Origin of the sequence: Streptomyces guryensis, from assembly GCF_021261325.1 — a bacterium.
GTDB lineage: Bacteria > Actinomycetota > Actinomycetes > Streptomycetales > Streptomycetaceae > Streptomyces > Streptomyces guryensis.
The window spans coordinates 209,131-232,796 of record NZ_JAJSBI010000006.1 but is presented as its reverse complement, the minus strand read 5'-3'; the positions used below and the strand labels follow the sequence as shown (position 1 = coordinate 232,796).

General features: G+C 70.8%; 23 protein-coding genes. 15 read left to right on the top strand and 8 right to left on the bottom strand.

Going from position 1 to position 23,666, the window contains the following annotated elements:
• The first annotated feature begins 165 nt into the window (after positions 1-165).
• Positions 166-1,407 (top strand): MFS transporter, encoded by a 1,242-nt coding sequence (locus LJ657_RS15025; protein WP_232649235.1) that lies wholly within the window; start codon positions 166-168, stop codon positions 1,405-1,407.
• Between the two features lie 11 nt (positions 1,408-1,418).
• Here the strand turns inward: LJ657_RS15025 and LJ657_RS15020 are convergent, their stop codons facing one another.
• Positions 1,419-1,826, bottom strand: coding sequence for a hypothetical protein (locus LJ657_RS15020; protein ID WP_232649092.1), 408 nt, complete (start codon positions 1,824-1,826; stop codon positions 1,419-1,421).
• 271 nt (positions 1,827-2,097) lie between these two features.
• Here LJ657_RS15020 and LJ657_RS15015 point away from each other — a divergent pair, with 271 nt between their 5' ends.
• A complete protein-coding gene (locus LJ657_RS15015; RefSeq protein ID WP_232649091.1) occupies positions 2,098-3,771 on the top strand; it encodes a sigma-70 family RNA polymerase sigma factor in 1,674 nt (557 codons plus the stop codon).
• Positions 3,772-3,800: 29 nt separating this feature from the next.
• Here the strand turns inward: LJ657_RS15015 and LJ657_RS15010 are convergent, their stop codons facing one another.
• Positions 3,801-4,580 carry a polysaccharide deacetylase family protein gene (locus tag LJ657_RS15010; protein WP_232649090.1) on the bottom strand — a complete coding sequence of 260 codons (780 nt, stop codon included), beginning with the start codon at positions 4,578-4,580 and terminating at the stop codon, positions 3,801-3,803.
• 600 nt (positions 4,581-5,180) lie between these two features.
• Here LJ657_RS15010 and LJ657_RS15005 point away from each other — a divergent pair.
• Entirely contained in the window at positions 5,181-5,651 is a 471-nt protein-coding gene (locus LJ657_RS15005; protein WP_505016518.1) for a DUF8823 domain-containing protein, read from the top strand.
• A 63-nt stretch (positions 5,652-5,714) separates the two neighbouring features.
• Here the strand turns inward: LJ657_RS15005 and LJ657_RS15000 are convergent, their stop codons facing one another.
• The 3 genes from LJ657_RS15000 to LJ657_RS14990 form a co-directional block, all read right to left on the bottom strand.
• Positions 5,715-6,422 (bottom strand): LuxR C-terminal-related transcriptional regulator, encoded by a 708-nt coding sequence (locus LJ657_RS15000; protein WP_232649089.1) that lies wholly within the window; start codon positions 6,420-6,422, stop codon positions 5,715-5,717.
• 147 nt (positions 6,423-6,569) lie between these two features.
• Positions 6,570-8,021: a purine-cytosine permease family protein gene (locus tag LJ657_RS14995; RefSeq protein ID WP_232649088.1), complete on the bottom strand. Its 1,452-nt coding sequence runs from the start codon at positions 8,019-8,021 to the stop codon at positions 6,570-6,572.
• Between the two features lie 102 nt (positions 8,022-8,123).
• Positions 8,124-9,578, bottom strand: coding sequence for a glyceraldehyde-3-phosphate dehydrogenase (locus LJ657_RS14990; protein WP_232649087.1), 1,455 nt, complete (start codon positions 9,576-9,578; stop codon positions 8,124-8,126).
• 196 nt (positions 9,579-9,774) lie between these two features.
• On the opposite strand from LJ657_RS14990, the gene gnd reads away from it, so the two are divergent.
• From gnd to LJ657_RS14945, 9 genes are all read left to right on the top strand, one after another.
• The gene (gene gnd / locus LJ657_RS14985; protein ID WP_232649086.1) at positions 9,775-11,214 is read left to right on the top strand and encodes an NADP-dependent phosphogluconate dehydrogenase; all 1,440 of its coding nucleotides are present in this window, start codon (positions 9,775-9,777) and stop codon (positions 11,212-11,214) included.
• Between the two features lie 285 nt (positions 11,215-11,499).
• Positions 11,500-13,005, top strand: coding sequence for a purine-cytosine permease family protein (locus LJ657_RS14980; protein WP_232649085.1), 1,506 nt, complete (start codon positions 11,500-11,502; stop codon positions 13,003-13,005).
• On the top strand, positions 13,002-13,598 hold the full coding sequence (locus LJ657_RS14975) for a cysteine hydrolase family protein (RefSeq protein ID WP_232649084.1): 597 nt from the start codon (positions 13,002-13,004) through the stop codon (positions 13,596-13,598). The genes LJ657_RS14980 and LJ657_RS14975 overlap by 4 nt, the downstream gene beginning before the upstream one ends.
• A 30-nt stretch (positions 13,599-13,628) precedes the next feature.
• Complete coding sequence (locus LJ657_RS14970) at positions 13,629-14,390, top strand: PIG-L deacetylase family protein (RefSeq protein WP_232649083.1); 762 nt, start codon at positions 13,629-13,631, stop codon at positions 14,388-14,390.
• A gap of 151 nt (positions 14,391-14,541) precedes the next feature.
• Positions 14,542-15,264, top strand: coding sequence for a Type 1 glutamine amidotransferase-like domain-containing protein (locus LJ657_RS14965; RefSeq protein WP_232649082.1), 723 nt, complete (start codon positions 14,542-14,544; stop codon positions 15,262-15,264).
• Between the two features lie 108 nt (positions 15,265-15,372).
• Complete coding sequence (locus LJ657_RS48570; RefSeq protein WP_232649081.1) at positions 15,373-16,614, top strand: acyl-CoA dehydrogenase family protein; 1,242 nt, start codon at positions 15,373-15,375, stop codon at positions 16,612-16,614.
• A gap of 133 nt (positions 16,615-16,747) precedes the next feature.
• Positions 16,748-17,149 (top strand): SseB family protein, encoded by a 402-nt coding sequence (locus tag LJ657_RS14955; RefSeq protein ID WP_232649080.1) that lies wholly within the window; start codon positions 16,748-16,750, stop codon positions 17,147-17,149.
• A gap of 366 nt (positions 17,150-17,515) precedes the next feature.
• Positions 17,516-18,640 (top strand): hypothetical protein, encoded by a 1,125-nt coding sequence (locus tag LJ657_RS14950; RefSeq protein ID WP_232649079.1) that lies wholly within the window; start codon positions 17,516-17,518, stop codon positions 18,638-18,640.
• A gap of 170 nt (positions 18,641-18,810) precedes the next feature.
• On the top strand, positions 18,811-19,455 hold the full coding sequence (locus LJ657_RS14945) for a hypothetical protein (protein WP_232649078.1): 645 nt from the start codon (positions 18,811-18,813) through the stop codon (positions 19,453-19,455).
• A 99-nt stretch (positions 19,456-19,554) separates the two neighbouring features.
• On the opposite strand, the gene LJ657_RS14940 is transcribed toward LJ657_RS14945, so the two are convergent.
• Positions 19,555-20,469, bottom strand: a complete 915-nt coding sequence (locus LJ657_RS14940) for an oxidoreductase (protein ID WP_232649077.1) — start codon at positions 20,467-20,469, stop codon at positions 19,555-19,557.
• A gap of 99 nt (positions 20,470-20,568) precedes the next feature.
• Between LJ657_RS14940 and LJ657_RS14935 the strand changes: the two genes are divergently transcribed.
• The 3 genes from LJ657_RS14935 to LJ657_RS14925 all read left to right on the top strand — a co-directional run bounded on the left by LJ657_RS14935 (position 20,569) and on the right by LJ657_RS14925 (position 22,730).
• Positions 20,569-21,168 (top strand): TetR/AcrR family transcriptional regulator, encoded by a 600-nt coding sequence (locus tag LJ657_RS14935; protein WP_232649076.1) that lies wholly within the window; start codon positions 20,569-20,571, stop codon positions 21,166-21,168.
• Positions 21,169-21,277: 109 nt separating this feature from the next.
• Positions 21,278-22,258 (top strand): L,D-transpeptidase, encoded by a 981-nt coding sequence (locus LJ657_RS14930; protein WP_232649075.1) that lies wholly within the window; start codon positions 21,278-21,280, stop codon positions 22,256-22,258.
• Positions 22,259-22,289: 31 nt separating this feature from the next.
• Entirely contained in the window at positions 22,290-22,730 is a 441-nt protein-coding gene (locus LJ657_RS14925; RefSeq protein ID WP_232649074.1) for a VOC family protein, read from the top strand.
• Positions 22,731-22,768: 38 nt separating this feature from the next.
• Here LJ657_RS14925 and LJ657_RS14920 read toward each other — a convergent pair whose 3' ends face one another.
• Both LJ657_RS14920 and LJ657_RS14915 read right to left on the bottom strand, forming a co-directional pair.
• The gene (locus LJ657_RS14920) at positions 22,769-23,155 is read right to left on the bottom strand and encodes a MarR family winged helix-turn-helix transcriptional regulator (RefSeq protein WP_232649073.1); all 387 of its coding nucleotides are present in this window, start codon (positions 23,153-23,155) and stop codon (positions 22,769-22,771) included.
• Between the two features lie 72 nt (positions 23,156-23,227).
• A complete protein-coding gene (locus LJ657_RS14915; protein ID WP_232649072.1) occupies positions 23,228-23,578 on the bottom strand; it encodes a VOC family protein in 351 nt (116 codons plus the stop codon).
• Positions 23,579-23,666 lie beyond the last annotated feature (88 nt).

Genomic DNA, 23,666 nt, shown 5'->3' with positions numbered 1-23,666 from the left:
CGTCCGAGCACGCGTTGACGCCGAGGCCGTGAGCAGCGGCCAGTCATCGCGTGCTGCCCTTGATGCGCGGCACAGCGAGCCTTCCTGTCTTCGGTCATCCGAGGGGTCCTTGTGCCGTTCTCTTCCGCCGCCGTGTCCGATTCCGGTCGGCCTGTTCCACCGAGCCTGTGGCGGGACCATGACTTCCGCCGGCTCTGGGTGGGCCAGGCAGCCTCCCAACTGGGCGAACAGGCAAGTCTGGTGGTTCTGCCGCTCTTCGCCGTTCTGACGCTTCACGCCGATGCCGGCCAGTTGGGCGCCCTGCGCGCGGTGGGGCAGGCGCCGATCCTGCTGCTGTCGCTCTTCGTCGGCGCGTGGGTGGACGGATGGCGCACCCGCACGGTGATGGTGCTGACGGACGCCGGTCGGGCCCTGGCACTGGGCGCCGCCGCCGTGGCCGGTCTCCTCGGTTGGCTCCGCCTGCCCACGCTGCTCGCGGTTGCCTTCGCCGTCGGGGCTCTGTCCGTGTTCTTCGACCTGGCATACCAGGCGTCGCTGGTACGGCTGGTGAAACGCGATCAGTTGGTACGGGGCAACAGCGCGCTCGAGGGCAGTCGGTCCGCCGCGCAGATCGGCGGCCCCGCCCTCGGCGGTGCGTTGGTGTCCGTGCTGTCGGCGCCGATCGCCGTCGCCTCCAGCGCGGTGTTTTTCACACTGTCGTTCCTGTCGATCCGACGGATCCGTCGGATCGAATCCGTCCCGGAACTCTCTGAAGATCCTCCTAGGGTCTGGCAGCGCATCCGCGAGGGCGTTCGCTTTGTCGCCGGTGACACCTCGCTGCGGACCGTGTGCCTCGCATCAGCGGCCTTCCAGTTCTTCTTCGCGGCGGTGATGACGGTCTATCTGCTGTTCCTGCCACGCGACCTGCACCTGTCGGGCAGCGCCGTCGGGCTGGCACTCGCGGCGACGGGGCCCGGTGCGCTCCTGGGCTCGCTGCTGGCCGCCCGCCTGCCGGGCCGCTTCGGATACGGCGTGGTTCTCGTGTGTGCGGCAGCCCTCGGCGACGGAGTGTTCCTGGCCGTGCCCGCACTGCACGGTTCGTCCGTGGTGACGGTTCCCGCGCTCGTCGCGGTCAACTTCGTCTTCGGGACCTTCAGCCAGCTGGTGAACGTCACGGTCATGGCCGTCCGGCAGACCGTCACTCCGGACGGAATGCAAGGCCGCGCGGCCGCGACGATCAACTTTGTCGGCATGGGGCTGACCCCGCTCGGCTCGCTGCTCGGCGGCCTTCTCGCGCAGGCGTCGGGGACGCGCAACTGCCTCCTGTTGACAGCCGCGGGCATGCTGCTGTCGCCTGTGCTGATGGCGCTGTCCCCGATCGCCCGCCTGGGACGGACGCTTCCCGCCCAGCAAGCCCTGCCGAGATGATCAGCTATGCACTACGCGTGCCCGAACCAACTGCCACCCGACACCGCTCGTGTTCCCTCGGGGCACGTCAGACGGAAGTCCCACCGGCCGGTGTAGGAGCGCCGGAACTCATGGCGGCCGTCGGTGCAGTCCACATACACGGGGTACGTGTGGCTGTCGCAGGTCAGGTAGACGTTGCGGTTGCCGTCGGTGCGCCCATTGAAGCAAGCCACCCCCAGCTCGCTCTCCTCGGGGGACGAGGCGGGCTGCACAAAGTCGAACAGCGAGTGCTCCAGTGGGGCGCTCTCCTGGATGGTTCGCCCGTCAACGTTGGTGGCCTGGGCCTGGGCATCGCTGGACGCGCCTGCCGCGTCGGCCGTCACGGACGCACCGGCCAGCGCCGTAACAGCGATCGCCAGGGTGGCTGCAACGTTCCTCATGGACGTCAACTTCTCCTCCACGGAAGGGGCAATGAGCTACATACGCAACGGAAGGTAGCCAATCATGCCCAGCGCCTCCAAGTGGGACATTCCCTCGGCTGTCATTGGTTGACGCGCCCCCCCACGCACCGTGTGGTTGACAGCGAAGTTCTTGTCTGGTGCTGTGAACGTCCCGTGGAGCATGTGTCCGAAGAACTGTTATCCGAGACCCACCCACCGGTCTCCCGGGTATCGGGCAGGATCGTTCGGCGTCAAGGACGGGAAACTTCGCATGGGTACACAGCGCACGGTGGAGCCGGTGGCACTGGTGGCCGCTGCCCGAGGGGGCGACCCGCAGGCTCAGGACGCCCTGGTCAGTGCGTACCTCCCGCTGGTCTACAACATCGTGGGGCGGGCGCTGAACGGCTCGGTCGATGTCGACGACGTGGTGCAGGAGACCATGCTGCGGGCCCTGGACGGGCTCGGCGGCCTGCGCACTCCCGAGAGTTTCCGTTCCTGGCTCGTGGCGATCGCGATGAACGAGGTCCGCAAGCACTGGCAGGGCCGCCAGATCGCCCCGGGCGCCGTGGAGGAGGCCGAGGAACTCGCCGATCCGGGCGCCGACTTCGTGGACCTGACCCTCGTACGGCTGCAGCTCTCCGGCCAGCGCCAGGAGACCGCGCGCGCCACCCGCTGGCTGGAGCCGGACGACCGGGGCCTGCTGTCGCTGTGGTGGCTGGAGTGCGCCGGTGAGCTGACCCGGGCCGAGGTGGCCGCAGCCCTGGAGCTGTCGCCGCAGCACACCGCGGTACGGGTGCAGCGGATGAAGGCACAGCTGGAGGCGGCCCGTGTGGTGGTGCGGGCGCTGGACGCGCAGCCTCCGTGCTTCGAACTGCGCGGCATGCTGGGCACCTGGGACGGCCGGCCCGCGGCGCTGTGGCGCAAACGAATAGCCCGGCACGCCCGTGGCTGCGGGCGGTGCACCGGGCTGTGGAGCGGGCTGCTGCCCGTGGAGGGACTGCTGGCCGGGCTGGCCCTGGTCGCTGTGGCGCCCTCGCTGCTGGCGGGCGTGCGCGCCGCCTGCGGAGGGATGGCTGAGGCCGGGATGGTCGTGACCGGCGAGGGCACCCTGCCCTCCAGCAGCTCCAGCAGCTCCAGCAGCTCCGGCAGCCGTACCGGATCGGGCCCGGGAGCCGGACGGCGTACCGCAGGCGGCCGGACGACCTCCCGGAGTGAGGCGCGCCGACGCCGGCGCATCCGGCGCCGGGCCGTCGGCGGTGCGGTCGTGGCGGCCTGTGTGGCGGGCGGCGGCCTCTTGTACCTCGGCACGGATTCCGGTACCGGCAGCGAAGGGGCGGGCGCCCGACGGACCGCGGGCGCCCCGGTCGCGGACCTGTCGGAATCCAGTGCCGTCGAGACTCCTCAGCCGGCCTCGACGTCTCCTTCTCCGTCGGCGTCACCGACGAAGAAGGCGAGCGCCTCGAAGACCCCGCACCCCGCGAAGAAGGACGCGCCGGCTCCCCGCCCGTCCGCTCGCCCGTCCCGGACGCAGACCGGCACGACCGAGGCGTCGTCGGCGCCGTCGGACACCGTCACGCAGGTGGTCGCGCTGGTGAACAAGGAGCGGGCGGCGAACGGTTGCGGTGCGCTCACCGAGGACCCGCGACTGGAGAAGGCCGCGCAGGGCCACTCCGACGACATGGCCGCCCGTCACTTCTTCGACCACACGAACCCGGACGGCGCCGACCCCGGGCAGCGCATCACCGCCGCGGGCTACAACTGGTCCACGTACGGGGAGAACATCGCTCAGGGGCAGCAGACGCCGGCGGCCGTCATGGAGTCCTGGATGAACAGCCCCGGCCACCGCGCCAACATCCTCAACTGCTCGTTCAAGGACATCGGCGTGGGCGTCCACAACGGGTCGGGCGGGCCGTGGTGGACGCAGGACTTCGGCGCCAAGCTCTGAGGCGCGAGAGGCCGTTGGCCGGCTGGCGCTCAGCGCACCGGGAAGCCGAAGGAATGCCCCTGCTGCTTCAGCCACGGCAGGATCTCGCGCAGGGCCGCCACGGTCTGGGAACGGTCTCCACCGGCATCGTGGAAGAGGATCGTCGGGCCGTTGGAGAGCTCGTTCTTGACGGTGGCGATGATGGCGGCGGTGCCGGGGCGCTCGAAGTCCTTGGAGTCCACGTTCCAGCCCAGCGGCCGCATCCCCTGCGAGGCGGCGAGTTGCCTGCTGTAGGGCGTGAAAGCGCCGCCCGGGGCCCGGTAGTACAGCGGCCGGACGCCCCCGGAAGCCTTGGTGATCATGGAGGCGGCGTCCAGGATCTCCTTGGACTGGTAGGAGTTGGGCTTCTTGTCCATGGTGGTGTCGTGCGAGACCGTGTGGTCGCACAGCCGGTGCCCGGCCGCTACCACGGCCTTGACCAGGTCCGGGTGCGCCTGGGCCTGAGTGCCGATCATGCAGAAGGTGGCCTTCACACCGTTGTCCTTCAGCACCTGCAGGACCTGCGGGGTCCAGACCGGGTCCGGCCCGTCGTCAATGGTGATGTTGACGCCCTCCGCGCCCTGGTCCGAGGCATGGACGATGCTCACCGCCACCGGCTTCCGGCCGGCACCGGCAGCCGCCGAGGAGCGGTGCGCCGAGGCGCCCGAGTGCTGCTCGCTGAAGGGGCCGGCCTGCGCGGTCCACACCGAGGTGGCCGCCGCCACCGCCGTCACCCCGACCGCCGCCGCGAATACCCGGCCGTACCATCCCCGCCCGCCATGCCGCGCCATGTCTGCCCCGCCCCTGTCATCCCGGTGGTTCTTGTGCATCTGTCAGGACGGAGAAAGGTTGCTCCGGGATCCGCCTGTTACTTATCACGGACAATTCCGCGGGAGTTCCGAGACGCACGACCGGGACATAGGGGCGGAACAGGGGCGATGCCTCCGCCGGACAGCCGGTTCTGCAACGCCGCGGGGCGGTCGGCTCGGCCGAACGGCCGATGTCGAGGGCGACGGCCGCGGCAAAGAATTCAGAGATCCGCCGAGGCGGCCCTGAGCAGCGCGGACGCGTGTTCCGCGGGGCGGTCCGCCGTGCGTCGAGGCAAGCCTGGAGTCGCTCGGGCCGGCCCATCCCAGAACGAAGTTGTCGCCCCCCATGACCGCTGTTGTCGAACTGGTCGCCGCGCCCCAGCAGGACGCTTCTCGCGAGCGGGGCGGACCGTGCCGCCGGCCCTCGCCCGATTCCGGAGCTGCCGTGTGCCGCTACTGGCCACCGTGACGATGCTGCCGCCGTATCTCGTGTGGGCGTTCTTCCTGGCCAACGGCGGCGGTGACCTCGCGGCCCAGGAGACATGAGCACGGTTCGCCGCCCGGCACGGCGACTCGGTGGACATGGAGCGCGGCCGCCTCTTCTACGACGGGACGTTCTCGGCGCAGACGTACCGGGCCTGGCTGAACGGGTGGGCCGTGGGCTTCGTGGTACTGCCGGACGCCGAGACCGACCGGTACGGGGAGGCGGAGGCGAGCCCGGTGCGCGGTCGGCCGGCCTGGCTGGAGCCGGTGTGGAGCGATGCGCACTGGCAGGTGTACCGGGTGCGAGACGCAGTGCCAGTGATGTCGCCGCCCGCCGCCGTGGTCCGCGCCTCGGACGCCGGGCTGGAGGTGCGGATGCGGCGGCGCGGCTCGGTGAGCGTGAAGGTGGCGTACTCGCCGTGGCTGCACGCCGAAGGCGGCTGCCTGCGGAAGCAGGGCGAGTTCACCCGGCTGACCGTCGACGAGCCTGGTGTGTACCGGATTTCCTCCCAGTACCTCGCCGCCGCCGACGGCGCCGCACCGTCCTCCTCGTCTCGCCCTCGCTGCTGACGGCCCGCGGAGACAGCCGCCGCCGAACGCCCCGAGCCGGGCCACCCGCGCACTCCCCGGGCGTCAGGCTGCCGGCCGTATCAGCCCGGACTCGTAGGCGAAGGCCACCGCCTGGACGCGGGCGCGGGCGCCGATCTTGGCGAGGATGTGGCTGACGTGGGACTTCACCGTCGTCGGGGCGATGGAGAGCCGGACGGCGATCTCGGTGTTCGACCAGCCGGAGGCGACCGCCGCGAGGACGTCGCGTTCGCGTTCGGTCAGGGTGTCCAGTCCGGCCTCCTGCCCGGCGGGGCGGACGGTCGGCTGCTCGCGGACGGCGTCGATGAGCGCGCGGGTCAGGGTCGGAGTGATCGCGGCGTCTCCGGCGGCCACCACGCGGATGGCCGCGGTCAGTTCGTCCGGAGCGGCGTTCGTGAGGAGGAAACCGGCTGCTCCGGCGCGCAGCGCGGCGTAGGCGTGCCTCTCGTGAGTGGTCGAGGTCAGGACCAGTACGCGGGGCGGGGGCCCGCCGGCCGTGGTGGCCTCGGGGGCCTGGAGGAACCGTGGGAGGTGCGCGGGGCGTGCGATGCGCCGGATGGCTTCGATGTCGTCCGTACCGGCGAGGCGGCTGTCCAGCAGGACGACCTCCGGACGGAGCGCGGAACACATGCCGACCGCCTCGGCTGCGCTCGCCGCTTCGCCGACCACGGTCAGGTCGGGCTCGGCGGCCAGGAGCATGCGCAGGCCGACGCGTTGCAGGGACTGGTCGTTGACGATGAGTACGGAGACCATGTCTGTCCTTCCCGCCTCTAAACGAAACGGTTTCGTTCACTTGGAGATCAGAGTAGCCCTCCCGGCTAGCGAAACGGCATCGTTCTCCTTATGGTCTGGGTCACATCTCCCGGCCGTCTTGGACGGGCCGCTGCTTCCCGGGCGCGGTCAGGGCTCGCGGTGCTCGTGTGCCGCCTGTTCCAGCGCCTCCGCCTCGGCCTCGGCGAGCCGCTGCTCGGCGTCCACGTCGATGGAACGGCTCAGCACCCAGTAGAGCGCCGCGGCGACCGGCAGTCCGATGAACAGGGAGATGTCGGCTCCGTCCAGCGCGTGGGCGACGGGGCCGATGTAGAGGGTGCCGACGGAGAAGAAGGGGATCATGACGGCGAAGCCCACCAGGTAGGCGATGATGCCGTGCCAGCCCCAACGGCCGTAGATTCCACGGGGGTTGAAGATCTCGGCGATGGCGTAGTGGCCGCGGCGCACCACGTAGTAGTCCATCAGGTTGACCGCGGTCCACGGGATGAACAGGTAGAGCACCAGCAGCAGGAAGTTGTTGAAGTTCGCCAGGAAGTTGGAGGTCGCGGCCAGTGCGCCGACCAGGGAGAGCGCGGCGGTCAGCCCGATGGTCACGAGCCGCACGCCGAGCGTCGGCCGCACGCGCTTGATCGAGTCGATGGCGCTGATGAGGGTCAGGGAACCGCCGTACATGTTCAGCGCGGTGACGGAGACCAGGCCCAGGACGGCGAAGAGCAGTACCAGCGCGCCGAACCCGCTGAACACCTTGTCGCCCGCCGCGTTGATCGACTTGATCGTCTCGAAGTCCTTGCCCGCCCACGCGGCGAGGAGCGCCCCGAGGACCATCAGCCAGATGCCGCCCAGCGCCGAGCCGAAGTAGGTCCAGTAGAAGGTCTTGCGGACGGTCACGCCCGGCGGGAGGTAGCGCGAGTAGTCGGAGACGTAGATGGCCCAGCTGATCTGGTAGCCGGCGACCACGCCGAACTGGGCGAGGAACGGTGTGGCCTTGAAGGCGCCGAGGTCGAAGGAGCCCGCCGGGTAGTGCAGCGTGACCAGGACGCCCACCGTGAAGATGCCGAAGACGACCAGGAAGGAGTACGTCAGGAACTGCTCGGCCCGGTGGATGACGTCGTAGCCCACCAGCGCGATCACCAGGGCGACGACGGTGACCACGGCCACCCACAGCTTGACGCCGCCGTGCACCGTGGTGTGCATCGCCTCACCGGCGAGGATGGTGTTGAAGACGTTGAAGCCGGCGTACTGGACGTAGGCGAAAAGCCACACCAGCAGGGCGCCCACATAGCCGAACTGGGGCCGCGACTGGATCATCTGCGGCAGTCCGAGCTGCGGGCCCTGGGCCGAGTGGAAGGCCATGAAGAAGGTGCCGAGGACGGTGCCCGCCACGATCGCGATCAGCGACCAGATGAGGTTGCCGCCCTCGGTGATGCTGATGAGACCCACCGCGAGTGTGGCGATCTGGGCGTTGGACATGAACCACAGGGGGCCCAGGTGCCACAGCTTGCCGTGGCGCTCGTCCAGCGGGACGTAGTCGATGGAGCGGATCTCCAGGCCTGACACCCGCGGTTCCGACGAAGTGGTCACGGCACCTCCAGCGTGATGACCCGCCCCTGTGGCCGGATTCATTCCCCGGAGGCGTCCGGTCAAGCGGTCATTGCCGACCCTTGACCGGACGGTTCACCGAGGTCAGGCCGCCGGGCTCGGGAAGGTCGGGTACTCCACCCCGGAGACGTGCTGGACGACCCGGATGACCTGGCAGGAGTAGCCGAACTCGTTGTCGTACCAGAGGTAGAGGATGGCGTTGTCGCCGTCCACCTTGGTGGCGCCCGCATCGATGATCGAGGCGTGGCGCGAGCCGATGAAGTCGCTGGAGACCGCGTCGGGAGCGGTGGTGAAGTCGATCTGGCGCTTGAGCGGCGAGGTCAGCGACACGTTGCGCAGGTGGTCGAGGACCTCCTCGCGGTCGGTCTCGCGGCCGAGCCGCAGGCTCAGGATCGCGATCGATACGTCCGGCACCGGGACGCGGATCGAGCTGCCGGTGATGGGCGCCTTGAGGTCCGGCAGTGCCTTCGCGACGGCGGAGGCCGCGCCGGTCTCGGTGATCACCATGTTCAGCGGCGCGGAACGGCCCCGGCGGTCGGCCTTGTGGTAGTTGTCCAGCAGGTTCTGGTCGTTGGTGAACGAGTGGACCGTCTCCACATGGCCGCGCAGCACACCGAACTCGTCGTCCATCGCCTTCAGCGGCGGCACGATCGCGTTGGTGGTACAGGACGCGCACGACAGGATCTGCTCGTCCGGCTTGATCGTGTCGTGGTTGACGCCGTGCACGATGTTCGGGACGTCGCCCTTGCCCGGCGCGGTCAGCACGACCTTGTCGACACCGGGACGCAGGTGCTGCGAGAGACCCTCGCGGTCGCGCCACTTGCCGGTGTTGTCGATCAGGATGGCGTTGTTGATGCCGTACTCGGTGTAGTCGACCTCGGACGGGTCGTTCGCGTAGATCACCTTGATGGCGTTGCCGTTGGCGAAGATCGTGCTGCTCGCCTCGTCCACCGTGATCGTGCCCTGGAACTGACCGTGGATGGAGTCCCGGCGCAGCAGCGAGGCCCGCTTGACGAGATCCTCGGAGGCCCGCCCGCCGCCCCCGCGCACCACGATCGCGCGCAGCCGCAGACCGTTGCCGGAGCCGGCCTTCTCGATCAGCAGGCGGGCCACCAGGCGGCCGATGCGCCCGAAGCCGTACAGGACGACGTCACGGCCCTCGCCGCGCTCGATCTTGTTGGCGCCGGTGGCACCCGCGACAGCCTCGGCGGTGAACGCCTGCACCGACAGACCGCGGTCGTCGCTCTTGTACGTCGCCGCGAGCATGCCGATGTCGATCTGCGAGGGACCGAGGTCGAGCGCGGTGAGCGCCTCCAGGAACGGCAGGGTCTCGACGACCGAGAGCTCCTCGCCGGCGATCTGGCGGGCGAACCGGTGCGTCTTGAGGATGCTGACCACCGACTTGTTCACCAAGGAGCGGCTGTGCAGCAGGACCGTCACGTCCCGCTCGCGGTGCAGCTTCCCGATGATCGGGATCATCGACTCCGCGATCTCCTCGCGGGTCTTCCAGTTGGTGAACGAGTCGTCGTTGACAGTCACAGATCCATCTTTCGAGCTAGGCGGCGCTCATATGTTAATCCCTGTTTGATCGATCGTTTGAGCGGGGTTCGTCACACCTACTCGTCACACCCGTCCATGCCCGGATTCGAGACGATCCGGCCGCCTGTCCGTACCTGACGGACATGGGGCACGCCCGCCCCGCGACCGCCACCGGACCGACCGAGGGACGTACACCATGAACGCAACCGCAGCCATCGGCGTGACCGGCCTGGGCGTGATGGGCCGCAACCTGGCGCGGAACCTCGCCCGCAACGGCTACACCGTCGCCGTCCACAACCGCACGGCCGGCCGCACGCGCGCGCTCATGGAGGTCTACGGCGACGAGGGCACGTTCGTCCCCGCCGAGACGCCCGAGGACTTCGTGGCCGCCCTCGAACGCCCCCGCCGCCTGATGATCATGGTGCAGACGGGGGAGGTCACCGACGCGGTCATCGGCCAGTTCGCCCCGCTGCTCGAGCCCGGTGACATGATCATCGACGGGGGCGGCGCCCACTTCGCCGACACCCGTCGCCGCGAGGCCGCGCTGCGCGCACGCGGCATCCACTTCGTCGGCGCCGGCGTCTCCGGCGGCGAGGAGGGCGCCCTCGAAGGCCCGTCGATCATGGTCGGCGGCTCGTCGGAGGCGTACGACTCCCTCGGCCCGATGTTCGAGGCCATCAGCGCCAAGGTCGACGGCGAGCCGTGCGCCGCGCACATCGGCAGCGACGGCGCCGGGCACTTCGTCAAGATGGTCCACAACGGCATCGAGTACGCCGACATGCAGCTCATCGCGGAGGCCTACGACCTGCTGCGCCAGGTCGCCGGCTACACCCCCGCCGAGATCGCCGACGTCTTCCGCCGCTGGAACGAGGGCCGGCTCGGCTCCTACCTGATCGAGATCACCGCCGAGGTGCTGGCCCACACCGACCCGGTCACCGGCGCCCCGTTCATCGATGTCGTCGCGGACGCCGCGGGCCAGAAGGGCACCGGCCGCTGGACCGTGCAGACCGCGCTCGACCTGGGCTCGCCGGTCACCGCCATCGCCCAGGCCACCTTCGCCCGCGCAGCCTCCGGTCGGCGTGAACTGCGCGCCGCCTACTCGGGCCTGCCCGGCGGCACCCGGCCCCCGCTCAGCCGCACCGAGGCCGAACGCTTCACCTCACAGGTCGAGCACGCCCTGTACGCGTCGAAGGTCATCGCCTACGACCAGGGCCGGCAGGTGATCCAGGACGCGGCCGCCGAGTACGGCTGGAAGATCGACCTCGGCACCGTCGCCCGGATCTGGCGCGGCGGCTGCATCATCCGCGCCGCCTTCCTCGACCGCATCCGCGCCGCCTACGCCTTCGACCGCGATCTGGTCAGTCTGCTCGGCGAGATGGAGTTCGCCATGGAGATCACCGACGCGCAGGTCCCCTGGCGGGAGATCATCGCCTCCGCCGCCCGGCGCGGCATCCCCGTCCCCGCCTTCTCCGCCGCCCTCGCCCACTACGACACCCTGCGCGCCGACCGCCTGCCCGCGGCCCTCCTCCAGGGCCAGCGCGACTACTTCGGCGCCCACACCTACCGCCGCACCGACTGCCCCGGCACCTTCCACACCCACTGGACGGCACCGGTGCGCTCCGAAACGACAGCCTGACCCGCCGGGCAACCACACCTGCGCCAACGTCTGCTCGCCGCAGTCCTGGCCGTGCCCGCGACGAAAACGGTCGTCGATCCGGTTCCTTTCTGAAGGTCCCGGTGCCCGCACGGGTACCGGGACCTTGCCTGTTCGTCCCTTCATCGGACGAGACCGCCCTCGCGGTTCACCAGATCGCGCCCTTCTGCGCCGTCGCGCACGGCACCCCCGTCCGGTGCAGCCTTGACGCCCCGACCTGGGCCGACAAGGCTTCGGGCAACACCCGCCCGGACAGGTAGGACGACGATGGCAGACTCCCCGGACACTCCCGACAACAGAGCCGCGGGCCGACAGCTCCAGGTGGAGACGCACGGTCTCGACGTCATCGCCGACGCCGAGCGCAAGGGCACCCCCCGGACCCTGTTCTGGCCCTGGTTCGGCGCCAACGTCTCCATCCTCGGGCTGAGTTACGGCGCCTTCGCGCTCGGCTTCCGGATCTCCTTCTGGCAGGCGCTGACCGCGGGCGTCACCGGCATCGTCTTCTCGTTCCTGCTCTGCGGCTTCATCGCGGTGGCCGGCAAGCGCGGCTCGGCGCCCACCATGGTCCTCAGCCGCGCCGCGTACGGCGTGCGCGGCAACCGGCTGCCCTCGGTGATCTCCTGGGTGCTCACCGTCGGCTGGGAGACCGTGCTGTGTTCCCTCGCCACCATGGCGACCGCCACCGTCTTCGGTCGGCTCGGCTGGGGCGGCGGCACCGGGACCCAGGTCGTCGCGCTGATCGTGGTGGGCGCCCTCACCGTGATCGGCGGCGTGATGGGTTTCGACCTGATCATGCGGCTGCAGACCGTGATCACCGTGGTGACGGGCGTCCTGACCGTCGTCTACATCGCGCTCGTCGCCGATCACATCCACTGGAGCACCGTCAGCGCCCTCCCGGCGGGCTCCGCCCAGGAGTTCATCGGCGCGCTGGTGTTCATGATGACCGGCTTCGGCCTCGGCTGGGTCAACGCCGCCGCCGACTACTCCCGCTATCTGCCCCGGAGTTCGTCCAGCCGAGGCGTGATCGGCTGGACCACCTTCGGAGCGTCCGTGGCCCCGCTGCTCCTGCTGGTCTTCGGCCTGCTTCTGGCCGGCTCCTCCACCCAACTCAACACGGCCGTCGCCGCCGACCCCATCGGCGCCCTCACCACCATCCTGCCGACCTGGTTCCTCGTTCCCTTCGCCGTGGTCGCAGTGCTCGGCCTGGTCGGCGGCGCGGTCCTCGACATCTACTCCTCCGGCCTCGCCCTGCTGTCGGCGGGACTCAGGATCCCCCGCTACCTGGCCGCGCTCGTCGACGGCGTCCTGATGATCGCCGGCTCGATCTACATCGTCTTCATCGCCGACGACTTCCTCGCCCAGTTCATGGGCTTCCTGACGACCCTCGGCGTCCCCATCGCCGCCTGGTGCGGCATCATGCTCGCCGACCTCGCCCTGCGCCGCCGCCACTACGACGAGGGGGACCTCTACCGCCCCGCCGGCCGCTACGGCGACGTACCGCCCGCCCCGCTCCTCCTCACCCTCGCCGCAACCGCCCTCGGCTGGGGGCTGGTCACCAACTCCGCGGCCAGTTGGCTGAGTTGGCAGGGCTACCTCCTCGAACCGCTCGGCCTCGGCGGCAAGTCCGGTTCCTGGGCCTACGCCAACCTCGGCGTCCTCGCCGCCCTCGCACTCGCCTTCCTCGGCACCCTGGCCCTGGGCCGCACCCGTGTTCGCGCACAGGAGACCGAGGCCCCGAGCCCGGCCACGGGGGAGGAGGTGCCGATCGCATGACCTCGCCCGCCACCGGCCTGCTCGCCGTCATCGACATGCAGCGCGTCTTCGCCGACCCCGGCAGCCCCTGGTCCACGCCCCGTTTCACCGAAGCCGCGGCAGGCGTACGACGTCTGCTGCCGGCCTACGGCGACCGGGTCGCCTTCACCCGCTTCCTGGCACCCGCCGGACCCGACGGCGCCTGGCGGACGTACTACGAGCAGTGGCCCTTCGCACTCCAGCCGCCGGACGCCCGACTCTGGCAACTGGCCGACGAGTTCGCCCCTCACGCGCGGCACGTCGTCGACGCCACCACCTTCGGCAAGTGGACCCCGGAACTCGCCCGGCACCTCGGCCCGGAGGGCCGCCTGGTCCTGGCCGGCGTCAGTACCGACTGCTGTGTCCTGTCCACCGCCCTCGCCGCCGCCGACGCCGGCGTGGAGGTGCTGGTCGCCGCCGACGCCTGCGCGGGCGCGGACGACGACTCGCACGCCAAGGCGCTGCACGTCATGGACCTGTACCGCCCGCTGGTCCGCGTGACCACCGTCGCCGAACTGCTGGGGGAGGCGGGGGGAACGGAGCCGGGCTCGAGCGCCGGCGAACCACCGGAGTAGCGACCCGCTGCCCCGGGAAAGGAATCCACTGTGCCCCTGCCCAGCCTCCTCGCGGTCTTCGCACACCCCGACGACGAGTCCCTCTCGGCCGGAGGAGTGCTCGCGCAGCACGCGGACTCCGGGGCCCGGACCGCTGTCGTCACCGCGACCTGGGCCGAGGGGACATGGCGGGCCGCGGAGTTGGCGGAGGCGTTGCGGGTCCTGGGGGCCGGTAAGCCGCGGGTGCTCGGGTACGCCGATGCGCGGGTGCCGGAGTCGGCGCCGGGGGCCGCGCGGCTGTGTGACGCGCCGCTGGACGAGGCGGTGGGGCGTCTGGTGGCGCACATCAGGGAGTTCCGGCCGGAGGTCGTGGTCACACACGACGCTTACGGCGGGTTGAGCGGGCATCCCGACCATGTCCAGGCCCACCGGGTGACCGTCCTGGCGGCGGAGGCCGCCGGATGGGGGCGGTTGTATCCGGAGGCCGGTGCGCCCTGGCGGCCGAGTGCGCTCTATCTCGCCACTCACCCTGATTCCGCCGCCCGTGCCCTGGGCGGCGCGCTGCTGCGGCCGGGCAGGGAGATGTCCAGCGTGCCGGACGAGTGGGTCGCTGCCGTCGTCGACGTCGGACCGTGGATCGAGCGGAAGCTGAAGGCCGTACTGGCCCACCGCAGCGAGGTGGAGCGGGGCGCTCTGCCGGGGCGGCTCGCCGTACTGCCACCGGGCGAGCGGGCCCGGCTGCTGTCCACCGAGTGGTACGTCCGGCACGGGGCCCCGCCCGCCGCGGCACCGCTGCCGGGACTGGTCACCTGAATCGCGTTGCGCGACCTCGTGCACCGGTCCGATCCCGACCGCGCCGTGCGGACGCGCTCGACGGGGCCACGCATCTGGCGGTGATATCCGCCGGCGCGCCCGGCCCCGGACACGGCAGGATTTCCGCACACCCCACCTCAGGAGGCGCTTTGTGGCCGTCCTTCCCGTACGACAGCGTCGACTGGCCCTCCTCGGCGGCGGTTTCAGCCTCGACGACGACGGCCTGCTGGACGACTGGCTGCTGGGCCACGCGCGCACCGCTGGTCCCCGTGTGTGCTTCGTGCCCACCGCCAGCGGGGACGCCGCCGAGTACATCCGACGGTTCTACGACGTGTTCCGGTCACGCCACGCCGGTGAGCCGTCCGTACTGCCTTTGTTCCGGCGGGAGTTGGACGACGAAGCACTGCGGGCGTTCGTGCTGGCGCAGGATGTCGTCCTCGTGGGCGGCGGCAACACCGCGAACATGCTGGCGGTATGGCGCACACACGGCGTGGACCGGCTGCTGCGCGAGGCATACGACCGCGGCACGCTGCTGTGCGGCATCAGCGCCGGCGCCAACTGCTGGGCCGAGGGATCGCACACCGACTCCTTCGGCCCCCTCACCTTCCTCCCGGACGGACTGGGCCTGCTGCCCGGCTCGGTCTGCCCCCACTACGACAGCGAACCGGGCCGCCGTCCCTCGTACCGTGCAGCGGTCGCCGACGGCTCGCTGCCCGCCGGATGGGCACTCGACGACGGGGTGGGCGCGCTCTTCCTGGACGGGCGGCTGACGGAGACGGTGACGCGGGTTCCGGGCGCCCAGGTGTACCGGGTGGAGCCGGACGGGCGAGGCGGCGCCGACGAGCGGGCGCTGCCGTGCCGTCCGCTCACCTGAGTGTCGGGCGACCTTGGCCTTATCCGGTCGGTACCCGCAAGGCACTTGCCGTGTTCAATCACCTCTGTCGCGTCACGTGACCGACGGCCCGACCCGTCAGGAGGCACCGTGCTCGCCGTTCCCGAACCCGACCTCACCGAACACGACATCATCGAGCGCGCCGTCGCGCTCAGGCCCGTCCTGCTCGAACGTCAGCCGGAGACCGAGCGGTTGACGCACTACCCCAAGGACACCCACGAGGACTTCCTCCGGGCCGGCTTCTACCGGATGCTCCAGCCGCGTCGCTACGGCGGCTACGAGTTCGGCCTTCCGGTCTTCTACCGCGTGGTCACCGAGATCGCGCGCGGCTGCCCCTCCACCGGGTGGGCGCTCTCGCTGACCGCCGCCCATGTGCTCCAGGTCGCCACCCTCTTCGACGAGCGGGCGCAGGAACAGATCTTCGGCGCCGACGGAGACTTCCGGGCCGCGTCCACCGTGTTACCCGTCGGGGTCGCACAGCCCGACGGCGACGGCCATGTCGTCCTGGACGGCACCTGGCCGTACTCCTCAGGCGCCCCCTACTCCACGCACTACGTCGGCCAGAGCCTGCGCGCCCCGGCCGCACCGGGCGAGGCTCCGGGGCCGCCCGTGCTGTTCGTCGCGCCGCGCTCGGTGTGGACGGTGCTCGACGACTGGCACGGCGTCCTGGGACTGCGCGGCAGCGGCTCCAACAGCATCCACATGGAGCAGGCCCGCATCCCGGAGTACCTCACCCGCGAGGCCTTCCTGCTGGACCTGCCGGTCGAGGGCGGCAGTGCCGGGTCGAAACTGCACGGCAATCCGATGTACGCCGGGCGGGCGCCGAGCTTCTTCCACGGTGAGCTGGCCGCCGTCATGATCGGAACCGCGTACGCGGCCGCCGACGAGTACGCCCGGATCGTCGCTGCCCGCCCCCTCGCCGTGGAACCCGACCGCACCCGGGCCGACCTGCACGACTACCAGCGCCACCTCGGCGAGGCGCTGGGCATCATCGACATGGCCGAGGCCGCGCTGCGGCAGACCGCGCAGGACTGGATGGAGACCTGCCGGCGCAATGTCACCGGCCGGGCCCCCTTCACCGTCGTCGAGGACAACCGGCTCGCGCTGATGTTCCTGAACGCCGGGCGTGCGGCCTGGGACGTGCTGCAGGGCATCCTCTTCCGCACGGCCGGCTCCCGGCACGCCCGCGACGGCGAGCGGATGCAGCGCTACTTCCGGGACGCGGCCACGTACTGGACGCATGTGGGTGCGAGCATGGCCGAGCCGCTGACCCGCCGGGTCGGCTGCGACCGCCTGGGGCTGCCCTCGCAGGACATACCACTGATTCCCTGAGGCGACCACCTGCGGTGAATTCCCGGGGAACGGATGAATGGGCCGCTCCCGATCGGGTACGCGAGCAGGACCGTGCCGGGGGCCGATCTTGTCCCGGGCGGACCGTACGACCGCCGCTACCAGGGGATCTGCCATGGAGATACCTGCCAACGACCACACCACCACACCGGCCCGGCAGGCGCTGGACGCGCTGGCCGTGAACACCGAGGACACGGCGGCGCTGGACACGCTCGCCGGCAGCGAGGTGCTTGTTCCCGTACCCGACGACGCAAGCCAGGAGGACGCGGCGGACCCGGGCGCGGTGGCGCTGCCGGTGCTGGAGCAGCCGGGCGGCGACCCGGTGGTGCCCGTGTTCACCTCGGAAGGGGAGATGGCCGGGCTGCTGCCGTTCGTCTCCCGCTACCGCCTGGTGCCGCTCGGCGCGCTGGCCTCGCAGTGGCCCACCGACGATCTGTCGCTCACCATCGACGCCGGGTCCGAGCACCCGCTGACGCTGACCTCCGAGGGCGTACGGACCCTGCTGGCCAGGCCCTGACAGCCGGGCGGACGGGGAGGCGCCGGGCCCGGGTATGAACGGCGCCGACCCCGCTCATACCCGGACGCCCGCGGTCGCCGTGCCCAGACGATACGACTGCCACGGCCGCCGTGTGGCTCCCGGATGCGCGGCGACCGCCCGCAGAACACGGCGGATTGTGGCATTTCATCGAGGGCACCTTTCGCCGGGAGTCCGATCTTTGCCCGGGTTGAGGATCCCGCGCGGCCGAACGCGTCTTTGAGCCGCCGCTACGACGCGCGGGCGGCGGGTTCGAGTTCGCCGGCGACCCAGTGCCGCTTCGGCACCCCACGGTGACCGGGCGGCCGTAACTGATCACCGCACGCCGGAGCGGTCCACAATGGCCGCATGACGTGGATCTCCGGCGTGGCCGGCGGGCTGCTGCTGGCGGTCATGGGAGCCAGCGTGCTGCGGACCCTGGTGGTGCCCCGGGGCCTGTACTCGGTGCTGGTGTACCGGCTGTGGTGGGTGCTGCGCCGCCTGCTGCGGCTGTTGGCCATCCGTGGCGGCTACGGCGCCATCGACCGCGCGCAGACCTGGCTCGCTCCGCTGATCCTGGTCGGCATGCTCGGTACCTGGCTCGGCGGAGCGCTGGTCGGCTTCGGGCTGCTGCTGCACGCGGTGTCCGGGCTGACCTGGGGCAGTTCCTTCCGGGAGGCCGGCTCCAGCCTGCTCACCCTCGGCTTCGCCAGCGGGGACCGGCTGCGGCTGTCGGCACTCGACTTCGTCGCGGCGGCCACGGGACCGGTCCTGATCGCGCTGCAGATCGCCTACCTGCCCACGCTCTACGCCGCCTACAACCGACGCGAGCTGGAGGTGACCCTGCTGCAGTCCCGGGCCGGCGAGCCCGCCTGGGGTCCGGAGATCCTGGCCCGGCAGTGGCTGGTCGACACCGAGACCGCGCTTCCGGAGCTGTACCGGGCCTGGGAGCGGCTGGCCTCCGACATGGGGGAGAGCCACTCCACGTACCCGGTCCTGATGGCGTTCCGATCGCCGCGGCCCTACCGGCACTGGCTGGTCGGTCTGGTCGCCGTGATGGACGCGGCGGCCGTACAGTTGGCGCTCACCCCGAGCAGCGCCCCGCCGGAGGCCCGCCTCGTGCTGCGGGCCGGCTTCACCGCCCTGCGCGACATCGCTCGCGTCCAGCGCTTCCCCTTCGACCCGGATCCCCCTCCGGACGCCGCCCTCCGTCTCACCTACGTCGAGTTCGAGGCCGCGGTCGCGATGCTGGAGGCGGCGGGCTTCCGCGCCGAACGCGGCGTCGCCGACGCCTGGCCGCACTTCCACGGCTGGCGGGTCAACTACGAGGCGATCGCCTACGAGATGTGCCGCCGCTACGACGCGGTACCCGCACTGTGGACGGGGCCGCGCGCCTTCGCATCGGCGCCGATCCCGCCCCGGCGGCCGGCTGATCGGCGGCCCGGAGAGAACCGGCCGGGGCAACTGGGCCCGCCCGGTGGCAGCGGGCCCTGACCATGGGCCGGCCGGAGCGCTTGCCGGCGTGCGTCCCTGCCCACACGGATCACCCGGCTCCTCGACGAACTCGTCGCGCAGACGCGGTCCCGCTCCGGCCCGGCTACCGCCAAGCCACGGGCCGGCTCGCCGGGGCCGCCCGCACCGGCGGCCCCGAGAGCGCGACCGCGGTGATCGAGGCGCTCGCCCCATGGCTGCGCGGTATGCAGGGCTACTACGCCGCGACGAGCCTCGGAAGCCATGATGCTCGACGCGGCGGTGCCGGAGTTCTGGGCCGGGGCGACCCGGTGGAGACCGCTGCCGGAGCCGGCGAGCGCGAGCACCGACCGGCTGGTGAAGACCCTGGCAGTGCCGTCGCCGCACCGGTCGAGGTCGGTCTGCGCGAGCACGCCGCGGTCGGTGACCGTTCACAGCGCGCCGGCCGGGCAGGGCAGGCGGCGGTTGTCGACGACGAGCCGTTGCTCGTGCCGGCCCCTCCCGCGGCCGCCGCGAGTACGCCCTGGCGAGGGGCGGTACCGGGGACGGCTTCCAGCTGCACACGCTGCTCGCGGACCGGTGATCCCGAGCAGGGGTTGGTCGTGGGGGAGCGCCCAGCGCGCCAGTGGGCCGAGGCGGCAACCGACCGCGATCCGAACCTGGGCGGGAGCGATCCCGCGATACGCCGCTTCCGCCTCTTAGACGGGCACGGCGGCCATGTGTACCCCGAGGGCGTCCCGGCCGGCACCGAGCCGCTCGACGGCACCCGTGTGCTCGTCCTGCACCCGCCCAACGGCGCCTTCGGCATGGGACTCGTCCGCGTCTTCGAGAGCACGTGACGCCCACGCTCCGGCTGGACCGTGTACTCGAACCGGCCGGCACTGAGGCATCGTTCGACCGGATGACGACGCCCGCCGCCGGAACGATCTGATGGCGGGCTAGGCCGGGATCGAGGCCGGCTGAGGGAACGCGACCCCGGTCAGCTCCTCGGAGACGGTCCACAGACGGCGCGCGGTGGACGGGTCACTGGCCGCCGGTGAGCGGCCCACCAGGGTCGGGGCGCCGCGCATCTCGCCGAAGCCGTCCGGGCCGACATAGCTCGCGCCGGGCAGGTCCTGCACGGCGGCGTAGAGGGTCGGCAGGGCGCCTGCCCTGCTGTCCTGGGCCATGAAACGGTTGCCGACCAGCATGAGGGCTCGTCGCAGCGCACTGCCGTCATGGCTCTGGAGGTTTGTGGCGGCGTAGCCGGGGTGCGCGGCCAGGGCCCGTACGGATGAGCCCGACTCGGCGAGGCGGCGCTGCAGTTCGAGGGTGAAGAGCAGGTTGGCCAGCTTGGACTGGCTGTACGCCGTGATCGGCGCGTACTCGCCGGTCAGGTTCAGGTTGTCGAAGTGGATGCGCGGGCTGCCCGGCATCTTGTGCGCGCCTGACGACACGGTCACCACTCGGTCGGTGATGTGCGGCAGCAACAGGTTCGTCAGGGCGAAGTGCCCCAGGTGATTGGTGCCGAACTGCATCTCGAAGCCGTCCTTGGTGGCGGACTCCGGGATGTTCATGACGCCCGCGTTGTTGACGAGCAGATCAAGGCCGCCCTGCCACCCGGCGGCGAACTCGCGCACCGAGGCGAGATCGGCGAGGTCGAGCCGGCGCACCTCCACGCTCCCTCGCACGCCCGCGGCGGCGGCCTCGCCGCGCTTCAGGTCCCGCACGGCGAGCACCACATGCGCGCCCGCACCGGCCAGCGCCTCGACGGTGGCGATGCCGAGTCCGCTGTTGGCGCCGGTCACGACGGCGGTACGGCCGGTCTGGTCGGGGATGTCGGTGACGTTCCACTTGCTGGGTTCAGTAGTCATGGCGTCAATGTAGGCGGTGCCAACAATGCTGTCAATGACAACAATGGTGACGCCGCCAACAATGTAGGCGCCATAAACATGACCGATACACTGACGCCCATGCACACCCGCACTCGCCGCTACCACCACGGAGACCTCCGCGCCGCCCTGCTGACCCGTGCCGAGGACACGCTCCGCGAGAAGGGCCCGGCCGCGCTGTCACTGCGTGAACTCGCCCGCGACCTCGGCGTCAGCCATGCCGCGCCGAGCCGCCACTTCAAGGACAAGCAGGCGCTCCTCGACGCGCTCGCGCTGACCGGCTTCGAGCGGCTGACCGCCGTCCTCGGGGCCTCGCGGGACGGTGTCGGGGAGACCTTCGCCGAGCGGCTCGACGCCATGGTCCGGGCGTATGTGGGGTTCGCCCGGGAGAACGCCGAGCTGCTGGACCTGATGTACTCGATCAAGCACGATCCGGAGGCCTCCGACGCGCTGCGCGAGGCCGAGCAGCGATGGTCGGACCTGGTCGTCCGGCTGATCGGCGAGGGTCAGGCCCAGGGGCAGGTGCGCGAGGGTCCGATGGAGCGCGTCGGCCTCCCGGTCTTCGCGACCCTGCACGGCTACGCCGACCTCGCGGTGGCCGGCATGCTGCCCCCGGAGGCGGACGAGCACGGGCTGGACGACGTGATCGCGTTCATTCTGCGAGGGTCCGCGCCGGCGTGACATGGATCACTAAAGATCTACCCGCCTGATGCAACTGCCGCCCGTGTCGTAACTGTCTGACAGGGAAGCAGGCCCCTCAGGGCCGAGGAGCGAGAGAGCGGGGCAGGTCGTGGGACGGCGCAAGGGCATAGGAGTCGCACTCGTCACGGTCGCGATGCTGGCGGGCGCGAGTGCCTGCGGCGGGGCGGGCAGCAGCAAGGCGAGCGCGGACGACGGAAAGGCGGGCAAGGCGAGCGCGAGTGCCTCGCCATCACCGACGAAGCCCGCCGGGCCGCCGATGCTGCTGGATACGATCACCCCGCAGACCGGAACCACCGTCGGCGTGGCCATGCCGATCTCGGTGATCTTCACGAACCCGGTGGCGGCCAAGGCGCGGGCCACCGTCGAGAAGCACATGAAGGTGAGCGCCTCGCAGTCGGTGGCCGGCGCCTGGCACTGGATGGGCGACAGGCGCGCCGACTGGCGGCCGAAGACGTACTGGCCCTCCGGCACGAAGGTGAAGATCGACGCCGACCTGACGGGCGTCAGCAACGGCAACGGGCGCTACGGCGTGCACGGCTACACGCACACCTTCACTGTCGGGGACGACGTGCGCGCGGATGTCTCGGTCACCGGCCACACCATGAAGGTGACACGGAACGGCAAGCTGGTGCGCACCCTGTCGATCAACGCGGGAAGCGCCCAGTACCCGACGTGGGACGGCACGATGGCCGTCATCGACAAGCAGGAGAAGGTCCACATGACCTCCTGCAGTGTCGGCATCAGCTGCGACAAGAGCAGCCCCAACTTCTACGACCTGACGCTGCCCTGGGACGTCCACCTGACCCAGTCCGGCACCTACGTGCACTACTCGACCGGCGACCCCAACCCGGGCAGCGGCAGCGCCCGCGGCTCGCACGGCTGCGTCCACCTCTCCATGTCGGACGCCAAGTGGTTCTACGGCCAGATCAAGCAGGGCGACCCGGTCACCGTCACCGGTTCGCCCCGTGGCAAGGCCCCGGCCGACAACGGCTACGCCGCGTTCAACCTGAGCTGGTCCCAGTGGCTCGAAGGCAGCGCGGCCGGAGAGCAGACGACCGCACAGTTGTGACGCTCGCCCGTACAGGCGCAGGAGGCCCGGCATGGCGATCCGGCGGATGGACAACGTGCTCATCGTCGTCGACGACCTTGAGGCCGTGATCTCGTTCTTCGTCGAACTCGGCATGGAGCTGGAGGGCGAGGGGCCGCTCGAAGGGCGCTGGGCGGAACGTGTCATCGGGCTCGACGACGTCCGGCAGGACGTCGCCATGCTGCGGGTCCCGGACGGCCACGGCCGGGTGGAGCTGGCGAAGTTCCACCGGCCGAGGGCCATCACCGCCGAACCGAAGGACGCGTCGGCCAACACGCTCGGTATCCGGCGCATCATGTTCGCCGTCGACGACATCGAGGACGTCGTCGCCCGCCTGCGCACCCACGGTGCCGAACTGGTCGGCGAGATCGTGCGGTACGAGGACATCTATCGGCTCTGCTACGTCCGCGGCCCCGAGGGCATCGTCGTCGGGCTGGCCGAGGAGCTCCGCTGAACGCGAGCTCCAGGACGAGAACCGTGAGGTGGGGCGGATCAGCCCAGCAGCCGGGACAGCACCTCGCGCTGCAGCGGCAGCACCTCGGTGTGCAGGGCGCGGCCCTTCCCGGTCAGGGTGACATACACGCCGCGCCGGTCCTCCGCGCAGACGGAGCGCTCCACCAGGCCGTCCTTCTCCAGCCGGCCGATGAGCCGGGACAGCGCGCTCTGGCTGAGATGGACCCGTCCCGCGAGGTTCTGCACCCGGCACTGGTCGCCCTCGCCGGGAGCCTCGGACGCGAGGATGTCGAGCACCTCGAAGTCGCTCGCGCCCAGGCCGTGCGGGTGCAGAGCCCGGTCGATCTCGCACATCGTGCGGGCGTGCACGGAGAGGATGTCCCGCCATCTGTCCTCGAGCCGGACATCGGCCGTTTTCACTGCCATACCCGCACGGTAACACCGAACCAGCCATTTGTTGACTGTGCAATGAATGCGGGTGCATGCAGCTGGTGCTCGTCAGGCGGGCGGGTCCTGGAGCAGCCCGACCAGATTGCCGTCGGCGTCCTTCAGTGAGGCGACGAGCCTGCCGTTGCCGACGTCCTGGACGTCCTGCACGACTTCCGCGCCGGCGTCCACGAGTGCGGCGAGCCGCCCGCGGATGTCGTCGACGTGCCAGTACGGCACCGGCCCGGTGAGGCCCTTCGCGTGTCCGTTGGGGTCGAGGCCGACATCCTGACCGGCGTCCTTGAAGCCGACGTAGTACGGCGCATCCGCGTACGGCTCCACCTCCAGCAGGGCGCTGAACAGGGCCTTCGCCCGGGCGAGGTCCTTGACGGGGTAGATGATCGTCTTGAGGCCGGCGGTCATGGCGTGCTCCTCCGCAGTGGTGGGCCGACGGATTTCGTCGGTGCATTCACGCTAGGGCGGGGGAGGGGGAATCCGCTTCTTCGATCCT